This is a genomic window from Campylobacter concisus, assembly GCF_002913765.1.
GTDB classification, from domain to species: Bacteria; Campylobacterota; Campylobacteria; order Campylobacterales; family Campylobacteraceae; genus Campylobacter_A; species Campylobacter_A concisus_BB.
Genome location: NZ_PPCH01000008.1, coordinates 94469 through 108295 on the forward strand (window position 1 = coordinate 94469; position 13827 = coordinate 108295).

General features: G+C 39.8%; 9 protein-coding genes. 4 read left to right on the forward strand and 5 right to left on the reverse strand.

Translation table 11 applies throughout. From position 1 onward, the window contains the following. Positions 1-46: 46 nt before the first annotated feature. The 3 genes from recJ to CYO89_RS02855 form a co-directional block, all read right to left on the reverse strand. Positions 47-1621, reverse strand: a complete 1575-nt coding sequence (recJ, locus tag CYO89_RS02845) for a single-stranded-DNA-specific exonuclease RecJ (protein ID WP_103597062.1) — start codon at positions 1619-1621, stop codon at positions 47-49. A gap of 312 nt (positions 1622-1933) precedes the next feature. Continuing rightward, positions 1934-2542: an outer membrane beta-barrel protein gene (locus CYO89_RS02850; protein WP_103597063.1), complete on the reverse strand. Its 609-nt coding sequence runs from the start codon at positions 2540-2542 to the stop codon at positions 1934-1936. A 161-nt stretch (positions 2543-2703) separates the two neighbouring features. Next, a complete protein-coding gene (locus tag CYO89_RS02855) occupies positions 2704-4338 on the reverse strand; it encodes a CTP synthase (protein ID WP_103597064.1) in 1635 nt (544 codons plus the stop codon). A 126-nt stretch (positions 4339-4464) separates the two neighbouring features. Between CYO89_RS02855 and CYO89_RS02860 the strand changes: the two genes are divergently transcribed. The 4 genes from CYO89_RS02860 to CYO89_RS02875 all read left to right on the forward strand — a co-directional run bounded on the left by CYO89_RS02860 (position 4465) and on the right by CYO89_RS02875 (position 9365). Beyond that, entirely contained in the window at positions 4465-4680 is a 216-nt protein-coding gene (locus CYO89_RS02860; protein ID WP_009295224.1) for a DUF4492 domain-containing protein, read from the forward strand. 1 nt (position 4681) lies between these two features. Continuing rightward, a complete protein-coding gene (locus CYO89_RS02865) occupies positions 4682-6217 on the forward strand; it encodes a cytochrome ubiquinol oxidase subunit I (RefSeq protein WP_103597065.1) in 1536 nt (511 codons plus the stop codon). Next, positions 6207-7334 (forward strand): cytochrome d ubiquinol oxidase subunit II, encoded by a 1128-nt coding sequence (locus CYO89_RS02870; RefSeq protein ID WP_258031722.1) that lies wholly within the window; start codon positions 6207-6209, stop codon positions 7332-7334. The genes CYO89_RS02865 and CYO89_RS02870 overlap by 11 nt, the downstream gene beginning before the upstream one ends. A 264-nt stretch (positions 7335-7598) precedes the next feature. Continuing rightward, positions 7599-9365 (forward strand): aryl-sulfate sulfotransferase, encoded by a 1767-nt coding sequence (locus tag CYO89_RS02875; RefSeq protein ID WP_103597066.1) that lies wholly within the window; start codon positions 7599-7601, stop codon positions 9363-9365. Positions 9366-9400: 35 nt separating this feature from the next. On the opposite strand, the gene CYO89_RS02880 is transcribed toward CYO89_RS02875, so the two are convergent. Both CYO89_RS02880 and CYO89_RS02885 read right to left on the reverse strand, forming a co-directional pair. Further along, entirely contained in the window at positions 9401-9751 is a 351-nt protein-coding gene (locus tag CYO89_RS02880; RefSeq protein ID WP_103557760.1) for a hypothetical protein, read from the reverse strand. 66 nt (positions 9752-9817) lie between these two features. Continuing rightward, a partial coding sequence (locus CYO89_RS02885; protein ID WP_181001872.1) for an Ig-like domain-containing protein occupies positions 9818-13827 on the reverse strand: 4010 nt, incomplete at its 5' end.

Below are 13827 nucleotides of genomic sequence, written 5' to 3' on the forward strand. Positions count from 1 at the left end.
TTACTTTAATAAAAGAGAAAAATTTAAAGCCATTTTCATCTCAAATTTATAAAATTTCTCTTATGAGAAGCTGTGGCGTAACAAGCCCACGGAACGAATTTTTAGATACGCAAAAGATGATATCTATCATTTCGCCTACTCTAACGTGCCTTGTGAAGTTGAAAAATAGCGCCTCAAGCGTCTTGTTGTCTTTTTGCAAGATAAGTTTTAAGTGATTTTGATCCCTACCTATAAGTCTTTCGTTCTTCACGACAGCGTTTTCTATCTTAAAGACTGGGCGTGGATTTTTCTGTCCGTACGGCTCATAAAATTCCAAAATTTCAAGTAGTTCAAAATCGATCTCGCTTGGCATTATGTCGCCAAGTAGCTCATCTGAGCTTTTGCGCTCTTGCATATTTAGGCATGAGCAGCTTTTATTTATCGCCTCTTTAAATTTTTCCAAATTTTCAGGCGCAAGAGTTAGCCCTGCTGCACCTTTGTGACCGCCGTAGCTTGTTAGCAGATCTTCGTGGCTTGCGATGAGTGACAAGATATCAAGCTTGCCAACGCTTCTGGCACTGCCTTTTGCACGGCCCTTGTCGATGCTAAAGACGATAGCTGGCTTTGCAAAGTGCTTTGCAAGGCGGCTAGCTACTATGCCGATCACGCCCTCATGCCACTGCTCTCCCCAAGTGATGATGACCTCATCGTCCTCTTTTACGTCCTTTAGCGAGCACTCAAAGAGTTGGCGCTCCTCCTCTTTTCTGGAGTTGTTAAATTCAATGATCGTATCAAGGTAGTTGTAAGCCTCTTCGATGCTCTTTGCACGCAAGAAGTTAAATGAGTTCATCGCATCGTCCATGCGTCCGGCTGAATTTATAAGAGGCGCTATAAGAAAGCTGATATCATCACACTCAAATTTATCCTTGCCGTAAAACTCTTTTATGACGCAAAATGCCGAGCGCTTAGAGGCATTTAGCTTGCAAATACCCATGCGAACAAGCATCCTGTTCATATCTCTTAGCTCCATCATATCAGCTATTATCGCGATGGCTAAAAGCTCTAAAAACTTACTCATATCGTAGTTTAGCTTGCAAACATCCTTTAGCGCTCCAACCAAATACCAAGCCACTTCAGCACCGCAAATTTCGATATTTGGGAAGTTACAGTCCTCTTGTTTTGGATTGATGATAGCGTAGGCTTCTGGCAAAACGGCTGGTGGCATGTGGTGATCTGTGATGATAAGATCGATGCCTTTTTCTTTGCAGATGCTAGCTGCCTCATTAGCCGAAATGCCGTTATCAACGGTGATTATTAGACTTACATCGCTTGCAAGCTCGTCGATGATCTCAGGGTTTAAGCCGTATCCGTCCTTAAAGCGGTTTGGGATCTTTACTAGGTAATTTTTTACGCCAAGATCATCAAAAAACTCGGCTAAAATCACACTTGAAACCACGCCATCAACGTCATAATCGCCAACAATAGCAATATGCTCGTTTCTCTCGATCGCTTCTTTGATGCGATTAGCGCCTTTGTAGATATCCTTTAGAGCGCTTGGCGTTGGAATTTCACTAAGTTTTTTGTGTATGTCGTTACAAAATCTACGTGCTAGTAAATTCCTTATATCCTCTTTAGTTAACATAGCTTTGGCAAGGACTTTTTGACGCCCTGCCAACTTTGACTAATGCTATTTGCTCACTTAAATTTACGCCCAAACTGCCAAAAATTTGACAACAAAAATGCTTTTTTTTCATCGTAATCTTTCGTCTTTATTTTGAATGCTTTGATTATATCTTTTTGAAATTTAATTTCTTATAATTTTCATTGAAAGTAAGATTTTTAGGGCAAAAAACTTTTGTTAAATTGATACTCTTTATAAATTAGCCATTGTAAATTTGAAGTAAAAAATGAGAGAAATTTTAAGTAAAAATAAGGGGTCATAAGACCCCAAAAATTAAAATTTATATGTGTAGCCTAGATAAGCGCCGATATCTGTTGATTTAAGGTTATCAAGATCTTCATCAGTGCTATACCAAGATCTATCTGCTTTTATACCAAATTCAAGTGCATTATTTTTATCAAAGCTATACTCTGCACCAAGTCTTGTGCCAACTAGCCAACCAGCCTTTGTTGTATCATAAGTCGCTTTAAGTGTATTTGTATAAAGTCTTGCTTTAAAATTTACAACTGAAATACCAGTGTATAAGCCTGCTATTAACTTAAAGTTATCTGTTATAGCTGGAGTATAGTCACCACCTACTACAAATTTATGTGTTGTCCATTTTATACTAACATCGTGTTTTACGCCATCATCAGTATAGTTAAAGTTATCTTTTGCCTCTGTATGATAGAAGTATCCACCATAAACTCTAGCTACGTCAAAGTCATAACCGCCTTTGATGCCAATGTTTGGTCTATTATCCTTAAAACTAAGACCATCATTGTCTTTTAGCTTTGAGCTAAAATCATAGCCGCCCTCAACTCCGACAAATCCACCTTGTGCTAAAGCAAATGAGCCAGCAAGTGAAAGTGCCAAAACACTTTTTAAAACGCAATTTTTCATTTTTTCTCCTTTATAAATGATTGCGTAAGCATTGTATGTTTAGCAAGATTAAAAAATACTTAAATGATTTAAATTTTATCAATAATACGTTTACTTTTATTTTTAATATAAATTTTGAGAGTAATTTAAAGAAAATTTGGCAAGAAAGCTTGCCAAATTTATCATTTTACGTGATTAGCCAAGCTCGCTTTTATAAAGCCCAGTATTACAGGGTTTGGTCTAGTTAAGCGGCTAGTAAATTCAGGGTGACACTGCACGCCTACAAACCACGGATGGTCTTTTAGCTCGATCGCCTCTACCAGTCCGTCGCTTTCACCACTTACTATTAGACCAGCCTTTTCAAAAACCTCTTTATATTTTGGATTTGCCTCGTAGCGGTGGCGGTGGCGCTCTTTTACGCTCTTTGCGTTGCCATAAATTTCAGCCAAAAGCGTCTTTGGCTTGATGTCGCAGTTGTAAGCACCTAGCCTCATAGTGCCGCCAAGTGGGCTTGTGTGCGTTCTTATCTGCTTTTTGCCGTGAGCATCGATGAAGCTATCTATTAGATAGATGATAGGATTTTTACACTCTTTGTTAAACTCCATAGAATTTGCATCTTCTAAGCCCAAAACATCCCTTGCAAACTCGATTAGTGCCAGCTGCATACCAAGGCAAATTCCAAGATATGGGATCTTATTCTCACGAGCAAATTTTATGGCTTGCATCTTGCCTAAAACGCCTCTTTCTCCAAAGCCACCAGCTACTAAGATACCATCCACGTCTTTTAAAAGCTCATTTACATTGCTCTCTTCTATCTTTTCGCTATCTATCCAGCGTAAATTTACCCTAGCGTCCAAATTTGCTCCAGCGTGGATGATGCCCTCAGTTAGGCTCTTGTAGCTCTCTTTTAGATCGATATATTTACCTACAAAGGCGATTGTAGTTTCGTTTGTTGGAGCGATGATCCTTTTTACTAGGCTATCCCAGTTTGCCATGTCTGGTTTTAGCTCGCCAAAGCCTAAATTTTCAGCGATCGGCGTTAAGATATCTTGCTTTAAAAATGAGAGTGGAATTTGATAGATACTTGCGCTATCTAAGCTCTCTATGACGCAGTTTTTCTCCACACCACAGCTTGCTGCGATCTTATCTTTTAGCTCACGGTTTAGTGGCATTTCAGATCTGCAGATGATGATATCTGGGCTTATGCCGATGCGTCTTAGCTCTCCTACGCTGTGCTGGGTTGGCTTTGTCTTTAACTCGCCAGCTACTTTGATAAATGGCACAAGCGTTAGGTGGATATTTAGCGCTCTTTTTTTACCAACTTCTACTCTTAGCGCTCTTATCGCCTCTAAAAATGGTAGTCCCTCGATGTCGCCAACGGTTCCGCCTATCTCAACGATGAGTACATCTTTGCCCTCGCCTGCTTTTTTGATACGATCAACTATCTCGCCAACGATGTGGGGGATCACTTGGATAGTCTTTCCAAGGTAGTCGCCACGGCGCTCTTTTTCGATCACCGAGCTATAAACTCTGCCTGTTGTGAAGTTATTATCCTGACTTAGGCTCTCATCTAAAAATCTCTCGTAGTGACCAAGGTCTAGGTCTGTCTCCGCGCCATCGTCTGTGACGAAGACTTCGCCGTGTTCTAGCGGGCTCATCGTGCCTGGGTCTACGTTGATATATGGGTCAGCTTTTAAAACGCTCACCTTTAAGCCAGAATTTTTAAGTAATGTCGCGATAGACGCAGCTGCGATGCCTTTTCCAAGTGAGCTTAAAACGCCACCTGTGATAAAAATATACTTCGTCTCTTTTGCCATCAAAATTTCCTTAACTTTAGTTATTTTTTAATCTGCCGATTATACCCCTTAAATATTTAGTAAGGCATTAATCTTGCAATTTTTAAAAATTATTCTTTAAGTTTTTTTGTTATAGACTTCGACATCATGATTAAAAACTGCTTAAAAAACATCGCCTCTTTATATATAGACGGCTTTAAAAATATGAAAATAGGCAAGAAACTATGGCTTCTCATAGCGATAAAGCTTATCATTATGTTTGGAATTTTAAAGGTCTTCATCTTTGATGAAACTCTTAATACCAAATTTCAAACCGACGAAGAAAAAAGCGAATTTGTAATTCGTAATTTAATAAAGGAATAAAATGTCTGAGATGGATTTTGTTGATTGGTCTAGGGCTCAGTTTGCGCTGACTGCCATTTACCACTTTTTGTTTGTCCCGCTTACGTTGGGGCTAAGTTTTATCATCGCCATTATGGAGACGATATATGTCAAAACTGGCGATAAGGCCTGGCTTGAGATAACGAAATTTTGGCTAAAGCTCTTTGGTATAAATTTCGCTATCGGTGTGGCAACTGGCATCATCATGGAGTTTGAGTTTGGTACAAACTGGGCAAACTATAGCTGGTTTGTAGGCGATATCTTCGGTGCTCCGCTTGCGATTGAAGGCTTGCTCGCATTTTTCATGGAGAGTACATTTTTTGCCATTATGTTTTTTGGCTGGGATAAAGTTAGTAAGAAATTTCACCTGCTTTCAACTTGGCTTGTTGCGATAGGTTCAAATTTAAGCGCACTTTGGATCTTGATCGCAAATGGCTGGATGCAGTATCCAATAGGCATGAAATTTAACCCAGATACAGCTAGAATGGAGATGCAAAATTTCTTCGAAGTCGCGCTAAATCCACTTGGCATAACTAAATTTTTACACACAGTAACTAGTGGCTACACTATCTCAGCTCTTTTTGTGATAGGAATTTCTGCTTGGTTTTTGATCCAAAAACGCCATATCTTGCTTGCTAAAAAAAGCATCGTCGTTGCTAGCGCATTTGGTCTTATCACTTCGGCATTTTTGCTACTTAGCGGCGATGAGAGCGCATATCTTGCAGCTCAAAAGCAGCCTATGAAACTTGCAGCCATGGAGGGACTTTACAAGGGCGAGAAAAATGCTGGCCTAGTTGCTGCTGGTATTTTAAACCCAGCTAAAAAGCTTGGCGATGAGAGCGATGCCTTTTTGCTTGAGATAAAGGTACCTTACGCACTTGGCATCATGGCAAACAGAGAGCTTGACTCATTTACACCGGGCATAAACGACCTACTTTATGGCAACAGCGAGCACAATCTAATAAGCGTAGAAGAGAAGATGGCAAAAGGCAAAGTAGCTATCGAAGCTCTTAAAAACTACAAAGAGGCTAAAAAAGCAAATGACGAGAGCTTGATGAAAAGCTCGCTTTCAAATTTAGAGAGCAACCTAAATTTCTTAGGATATGGCTATCTTAAGGACGCAAAAGATGCTGTGCCACCAGTTGCACTTACATTTTATAGCTTCCACATCATGGTTGCACTTGGCACATATTTCATAGCTCTTTTTGCTATCACTCTTTATCTAAATCTCTCAAGAAAATATAAATTCGAAAACATAAGAGCATTTTTGTGGATCTGCCTCTTTACCATACCGCTTGGCTACATCGCAGCTGAGGCTGGCTGGATAGTAGCAGAGGTCGGCCGTCAGCCATGGGCGATACAAGATCTCATGACCGTTGGCGTAGGAGCTACAAATTTATCTGACTCAAATGTCAAAATTTCATTTATATTATTTGCTGTTTTATTTACGGTCTTGCTGATAGCCGAGATCAAGATCATGCTTAAGCAAATAAAGATAGGATTTAACGATCATGCATAGTTTAAGCTTAGAAAATTTACAAATTTATTGGTGGTTTATAGTTAGCCTTCTTGGCGGACTTTTGGTATTTATGATGTTTGTTCAAGGCGGTCAGTCGCTCATCTTTAGCCTTGGCAAGGACGAGCTTAAAAAAGATATGCTCATAAATTCTATCGGTAGAAAATGGGAGCTTACATTTACGACGCTTGTTATGTTTGGTGGCGCGTGCTTTGCGGCGTTCCCGCTATTTTACGCTACTAGCTTTGGTGGCGCTTACTGGGTTTGGCTGGCTATTTTATTTTGCTTTATCATCCAAGCTGTAAGCTACGAGTACCGCAAAAAGCCTGATAACTTCTTGGGTGCTAGAACTTATGAAATTTTCCTTTTCATAAATGGCTCACTTGGCGTTATCCTTATCGGCATGGCGGTTAGTACATTTTTTAGTGGCAGCGACTTTGTGCTAAATGAGCACAATTTTGTCGAGTGGAAAACTCCATTTCGCGGTCTTGAAGCATTGGCAAATCCTTACTTGTATTTGCTTGGCATAGCGATGTTTTTCTTATCTCGCGTAGGCGGTTGCTTATATCTTATAAACAACATCGCTGATGGCGAATTTATACAAAACGCTAGAAAACAGCTACTTATTAACACCGTGCTATTCTTGCCATTTTTCCTAGGCTTTCTTGCTTGGATACTTACAAAAGATGGCTTTGCATACGACGCAAACGGCGTAGTTAGCCTTGTTGCTTACAAATACGCTATAAATTTGATCGAGATGCCTGTCGCTGGCGTGCTACTACTTGTTGGCGTTCTTTTGGTGCTTGTTGGAATTTTCCAAGGAGCATTTACAAAAAGTATCCGTGGAATTTTTGCTTACGGCGTTGGCGTAACGCTTGCTGTGACCGCGCTATTTTTGATAACAGGACTAAATGGCACTGCATTTTATCCGTCATTTAGCGACCTCTCTAGCTCGCTAACTATCAAAAATGCAAGCTCAAGCCACTATACACTTGGCGTTATGGCCTATGTTAGCTTGCTAGTGCCAGTAGTACTTGCCTATATCTTCATCGTCTGGAGAGCGATAGATAGCAAGAAGATCACGCAAGATGAGATCAAAAACGATCATCACGCATACTAAGGATAAAAGATGTTAGAAGCAGGAATTTTTTTGATACTTTGGCCAGTGACATTGTTCGCTAGCTATAAATTTGTACTCTTTGCTTTAAAGAAATTTGACGCAAATAACTAAAATTTAGGGGCGTTTGCTCCTAAATTCTTCTTTTTATTTTTACCTCTTAAAACGACTTCTTTATAAATTTACTTAAGCCTATTTTCATATAAGCGTTAGTTTTGTGTGAAATTTTGGGAGTAAGATATCATTAAATTTCACAAAGGAGCGAAAATGAGCAAGAATTTCTTAGGTTCTGTTGCCCTTGCGGCTGTTTTGATTAGTGGTTTTGGCTTTAGTGCTCCACTAAACGCTGGGGTCTTGGCTCATCAAGTAAAGGTTCAAGGAGAGCTTGGCTCAGTCTTTATAAACCCATACGATGTATCGCCGCTAACTGCTATCATCGATAGAGCTGGCAAGGACATCAAAGATATCCACGTCAAAGTAAAGGGCAAGCCAGATGGCGGCATAGATATCGACTACAACGTCTCAGAACATGCCTTGCTCACGCATGATGGCGTGCCTATTTGGGGACTTTATCCTGACTATCTAAACGAGGTCGTGCTTAGTTATACATTTAACGGAGCTAAAAAGGTTGAGACATATAAAATTTACGCCCAACCGATCGTCACATATAGCCGTGATTTTAGGTTCTCACACATGCAAAAAACTCGCGTCAAAAAGGTCGATCCTGCCTTTAAAAACAGGCTCTATCTCATAAACAACACAATAACAAGCGTCTATAAACCGCTTGATTGGAAAAACGGCGGAGCTGCTAGCTGGAACGACTTTACCGAAAACTACATCGTAGATACCAAGGGCGAGATCAGATGGTATCTTGACTATCAGAAATTTTACGACCGCAGCGAGAGAAGAGTGATGGATGGGGGTATGATGATGGGCTTTCATCAGCTAAAAAACGGCGATATCAGCTTTGGCATGGCTCAAAGATATCTTAGGTATGACCTCATGGGAAAAGAAATTTACAACCGCCCGCTACCTAGAGGCTACATCGATCTAAGCCACGAAGTTATGCCACTAAAAGATGATCACGCACTTCTTAGGGTAGCAAAATACAACTACCACCACAAAAATGGCAAAATTTCTCACACCATAAGAGACCACATCATCGAGGTCGATAACACCGGCAAGGTGGTAGAAGAGTGGGATCTAAACGAAATTTTTGGCAACAACGTATATCGTAGCAACCTCATAAAGGCGCTTGATGCTAGGGCTGTTTGCCTAAATATCGATATGGACGCAAAAGAGATCAAGATAAGCGACGATCAGCCATTTGGCGATGTCACCTCCACTGGCACAGGCAGAAACTGGGCGCATGTAAATTCGATCTCGTATGATGATAGCGATGATAGCATCATCCTTTCGCTTCGTCACCAAGGCATCGTAAAGATAGGACGCGACAAGAAAGTAAAATGGATACTAGCCTCTCCAGAGGGCTGGAGCGAGGACTTTAAAGCAAAAGTGCTAACTCCGGTTGATAGCAAAGGCAATAAGATAAAATGTGAAAACTCAAAATGCGAGGGTGAATTTGACTGGTCATGGACCCAGCACACCGCATGGCTAACGCCAAGATACGAAAACAAGGGCGACATAAAACACCTAAGCGTCTTTGACAATGGTGATGCTAGAGGCATGGAGCAGCCAGCCTTTAAAGAGGACAAATACTCCCGTGCGGTTGAGTACAAGATAGATGAGAAAAAGGGCACAGTCGAGCAGACTTGGCAGTTTGGTAAGGAGCGTGGATTTGACTTTTATAGTGCAGTCACTAGTAACGTCGAGTGGCAAAAGGATAAAAGCACCTACTTTATCTCAAGCTCAAATGTAAATTTGCTACGTCCTGACAAGACTATCAAGATGGTCTTAGTCGAGATCGACCCAAAGACAAATGATATAAAATTTGAAATGGATGTGGATTCTGCTTCAAGAGATGATGTCGCTTATAGAGCGATGGTTATCGATCCAGAAGTGTTTAGTTATTAAATTTTGGTGTGAGACCCCCTCTCACACCAAGTGTATTAGTTATTATGTTGAAATTTATAAATTTCTTCTTTGACGCTAGTTAGGTCAAAATTTATCGCTCGCTCTAGCTCTAGCAAGCTTACATCTTCGTCTATCTCAAGAGCCATCGCTATCTCGTTTAGCTCTTTTGCTTCCTCATTTGCAAGGATCGCACTCTTAAAACTAGCCTCATCTATCTGGCCAAATTTTGAAAAGATCGATTTAAATTTATCTTTTAAAATTTCTCTACTTAGCTTTTTATCTTCTAAAGCCTTCTTCGTGCCACCATTTCTGTTACAGGTTCTAAATATAAAATCTATTGTTTCATTTACTTCATCGAGTAAATTTTTTGTCTTCTCGCTTTGCATACAAACTCCCTTCACCGCAAACAAATTCAAAGCAAGGCAGACTTTGTCCGCCCTGCTTATAAGAAATTAGAAGTGGCTTTCTACTTTCTCTTCGATTTGGATAGGATGAGTTGTAGCTATATTTTCTTCGCCAGCATGTGAGCTTGCAGTAGCATAAGAAGGTTTAGCCTCTGACTTACCTTCACTCATGATATGATCTTTTGGTGTTTCTAAAAGATCATTTGCGCTAACGCCTATTTTATTGTTATTTAGAACATTTAGCTCAGCTTTTGGCTCATTTATACGAGCAGCATTGCTTAGATCAACACTATCATTATCTAAGATATCATCTGGCAAGCTTCTAGTACTTCTTACTTTACCACCATAAGTGTTCTTTAGATCAAACCTTACCATTGTATCATTAGAAAGTGCATTACCGGCTAGGTCTTTAAAGTATCCATTCATAGATACTATCATACCGTTATGGCTCATATTAAAGTCTTTACCATCATCGCAAAGAGTTACCACGCGACTTATACTACCGCTCTTGATATCTGCTTCAGTTATAGTAATATCTTCAGTATAACCGTTTATATTGCCCCATTTTGGATTATTAGTATTGATCATATAGTGGAAAACATCCCCAGCTTTTATAGTTACACGATCTTGTGGTATATCTACAACAAATGTTATATCGCCGTTGCCATTTGCTGGATTTTCATAATCTGCTTTATCATAGATTTTATCTTGATTTGCATCTTCTTTAATCCAAATGTTCGGTTGAGCAATAGTTGTATCTATCTCAAGATTTGATACTGTATAAGGATTTGAAACCGCACCAGCTTTATTTGTAGCTACTGCTGTTACAGAGTAATTACCGTCGGCAATATCGTCAGTTGTTACCTTCCAGCTACCATCACTTTCAGCTGTTATAGTTTTCTCCCAAACACTATGTGACTTATTATCAACTACAGATACTTTTACGCTTGCATTAGCCTCAGCTGTTCCACTTATAGTTGGTGTCTTATCATTTGTTAAGCCTGCAACTTGCGCAGCCTCATTTGTGATAAGGTTGCCTACGTGACCGCCTCTAACATCATCATAGATGCTTGTGATCTTAACGTTAGTTGTCGCAATATGTTTATTATCTGTATTATCACTAAAGTCAAATACTACTTTATCGCTACCCTTAGCACCTTTATTGCCAGCTGCATCGCTAAAGTATGCTTCAGCTTCATATACACGTCCATTAGCATTTGCGCCAAACGCTAGAGGTTTGCCTGCATTTGGTTGGCCTTGCTCGTATTGATTTTGTACTTTCTCTCCGATATAGCCTCTATCGATATCTGCTTGAGTTATAGTACGATTATGCCAACTATCGCTTGCGCCCCATCTATAGTTGAATGTATCACCAGCTTTTATGCTTCCATCATCTGGTATAAGAGCTTTCCAAGCCATGCGTCCGATATTAGGATTTTCTATATTTTCTTTCCAGCTAAATTTACCGTCATTGTTTGTATCTTCGATAAACTCAACTTTCGCATCTGCTATCTTAGTATCAACTGTTACATTAGCTACGATTTCAGATCCGATATTTCCAGCTTTGTCATGTGCTTGAGCTGAGAAGATATGTAGTCCATCACTAAGTGGAGTTGTTACCTTATATTCCCAAGAACCATTTTTACCAGCATGAACTTCAGCGTATACTTCGTTGCCAGATTTTATAACTATCAATGACTCAGGCTCTGCTGTACCTTTTAGAGTTGGTGTAGCATCGTTTGTAACTTTACCTTTAACGTTGCCTATAAAATCAATATCGCTAGTTTTTACATCATCATTGATCTCTTCAATAGTCAAATAAGGCTCTGTAGTATCAACTGTTACAGTGATTGGTTTTGAAGGCTCGCTCACTTTACCAAACGCATTTTTAGCAATTGCTTTTATCTCATAGTCGCCATCAGCCCATGGAGAATTCTCCTCTGGTTCATAAAACCATTTGCCATTAGATCCTACTGGGATATTTTCAGCGATTACAGTATTGCCTTTTTTAAGAGTGATGGTTGTGCCAGCTTCAGCTTCGCCCATAAATGCAGGAGTACTATCATTTGTTAAGGCTTTATCAGCAACCAAAACATTGCCTGTAGTTCCGTAAATTGGGTCGATTAGATCTGAACCATACTCATTATCTAAAACTGCTATGATAGTTGGAGCTTTTGGAGCAAAACCTACTATTTTTACTGCATCCATATTGCCTTCACTAACATTACCTGCATCATCGACTAGTCTATAAGATGGAGTTTGGAAGCCTCTTGATTTTGGCATATCAATGCTAAATTCATCTCTTTCTATAAAGCCTTTAGCTATATCTTGCGCAGTTACTTTAAAGATATCTGTCCAAGTTTTAGCGTCGCTTCCAAGAATTTGAACCCTATCGCCTGCTTTTACAGTATTTTCTGGGATGTCGATAACCCATTTAAGCTTGCCATCTTTTAGAGCTGAAGCATCAGCTATGTCTATCTTCTTGTCGCTATTTATATCAGTTGTTATCTTAACTGTTGGAGCGCCAATAGTTGTATCAACATCTACACTTGACCACTCTGATACAGCACTTCTATTGCCTGCTCTATCGGTTGTTTGAACTTTAAGAGTATGTACTCCATCTTCTAGTGCAGCATGTACTTCACCACCCCAGTTCAAATTTGCCTCAAATGTATATTCCCAGTTGCCGTCTTTATCAGCTGTAACTGTTACTTCTTTGCCATCTTTAAATACTAGTTTATCATCTACCATTATCTTAACAGTTGAGAATGCCTCAGCTGTACCTTTTAGAGTTGGCAAGTTGTCATTTGTAAGAGCATTTTTAACATTACCTACAACACCACCAGCAACATCATCGATGATCTCAGTTATAACTGGCTGTGTAGTGCTTATATCAACATTTACAGTTGCAACATTTGATGGATTGCTAACATTGCCAGCTTTATCAGTTGCGATAGCTACTACATTATACTCGCCCTCAGCAAGTGGAGATTTTGGAGTAAATTCCCAGTTACCATTTGCATCAGCTTTTACAATGATGTCTTTGTTAATAATGTCATTGCCATTTTTAAGAACGATAGTTGAACCAGCCTCAGCTTTGCCTTTAAATGTCGGTGTAGTGTCATTTGTAAAGCCGTCATTTACACCAAGTATATTTCCGCCATTTTCAACACCACCCCACCAGTTATCTGTTACTGCAGTGATAACTGGAGCATCGATATGAGTATCAACGTCTATGCTTACTAGAGCAGACGGTTGGCTATTGTTACCAGCTACGTCAGTCGCTTGAGCTTCGAAGTTATGGTGTCCATCACTTAGTTTAGGTGTTGTAAATTCCCAGTTACCATCTTTATCAGCTACTGCAGTCCAGTTGCTGATAACTTCACCATTCTCAAATCTATAACTACCTCTACCATCGATCTTGATCTCAACAGTCGCAAATGGCTCAGCTGTGCCTTTTAGAGTTGGAGTATTGTCGTTAGTTAAGCCACCCTTAACATCACCATTTACTACGCCACCAGCCACATTATCAATGATCTCAGTGATGACTGGTTCATCAGAGTAAAGATCGATCTTGATAGTTGCAGCATCTGAAGGAGCGCTTACTTTACCAGCTGCATTTGTTGCAGTTGCTGTTATACTGTAATCACCCTGAGCAAGTGGAGTTTTTATAGTAAATTCCCAGCTACCATCAGTTTTTACAGGGATATTATCAGCGATAAGATCATTACCATTTTTAAGAGTGATAGTCGTACCTGGTTTTGCTGTGCCTTTAAATGTAGGCGTGCTATCATTTGTTAAGCCACCTTTAACATCTTCGTTAAATTTACCACCCCTTTGATCATCTATTACTTCTGTGATTACTGGAGCTTCTGGAGCTTTAGTATTCTCACTATCCTCACCTATAACCTTGCTATCCTTGCCTGGGTTGTTAGGGTTATTTGGATTGATGATCTCTGCTGTTACGTTGTTATCTTTACCTGGGTTTAGATCAACTGGGATATCAATCTTACCTTTATCGATATCATCTTGGTTGATTGGTTTTTCAGTCTTTTTAC

Bases quoted from the DNA above. Each gene is read 5' to 3' on its own strand.
- CYO89_RS02880 (WP_103557760.1), bottom strand. From the start codon at position 9,751: ATGCAAAGCGAGAAGACAAAAAATTTACTCGATGAAGTAAATGAAACA.
- CYO89_RS02865 (WP_103597065.1), top strand. From the start codon at position 4,682: ATGTCTGAGATGGATTTTGTTGATTGGTCTAGGGCTCAGTTTGCGCTG.
- CYO89_RS02855 (WP_103597064.1), bottom strand. From the start codon at position 4,338: ATGGCAAAAGAGACGAAGTATATTTTTATCACAGGTGGCGTTTTAAGC.
- CYO89_RS02850 (WP_103597063.1), bottom strand. From the start codon at position 2,542: ATGAAAAATTGCGTTTTAAAAAGTGTTTTGGCACTTTCACTTGCTGGC.
- CYO89_RS02875 (WP_103597066.1), top strand. From the start codon at position 7,599: ATGAGCAAGAATTTCTTAGGTTCTGTTGCCCTTGCGGCTGTTTTGATT.
- recJ (WP_103597062.1), bottom strand. From the start codon at position 1,621: ATGTTAACTAAAGAGGATATAAGGAATTTACTAGCACGTAGATTTTGT.
- CYO89_RS02860 (WP_009295224.1), top strand. From the start codon at position 4,465: ATGATTAAAAACTGCTTAAAAAACATCGCCTCTTTATATATAGACGGC.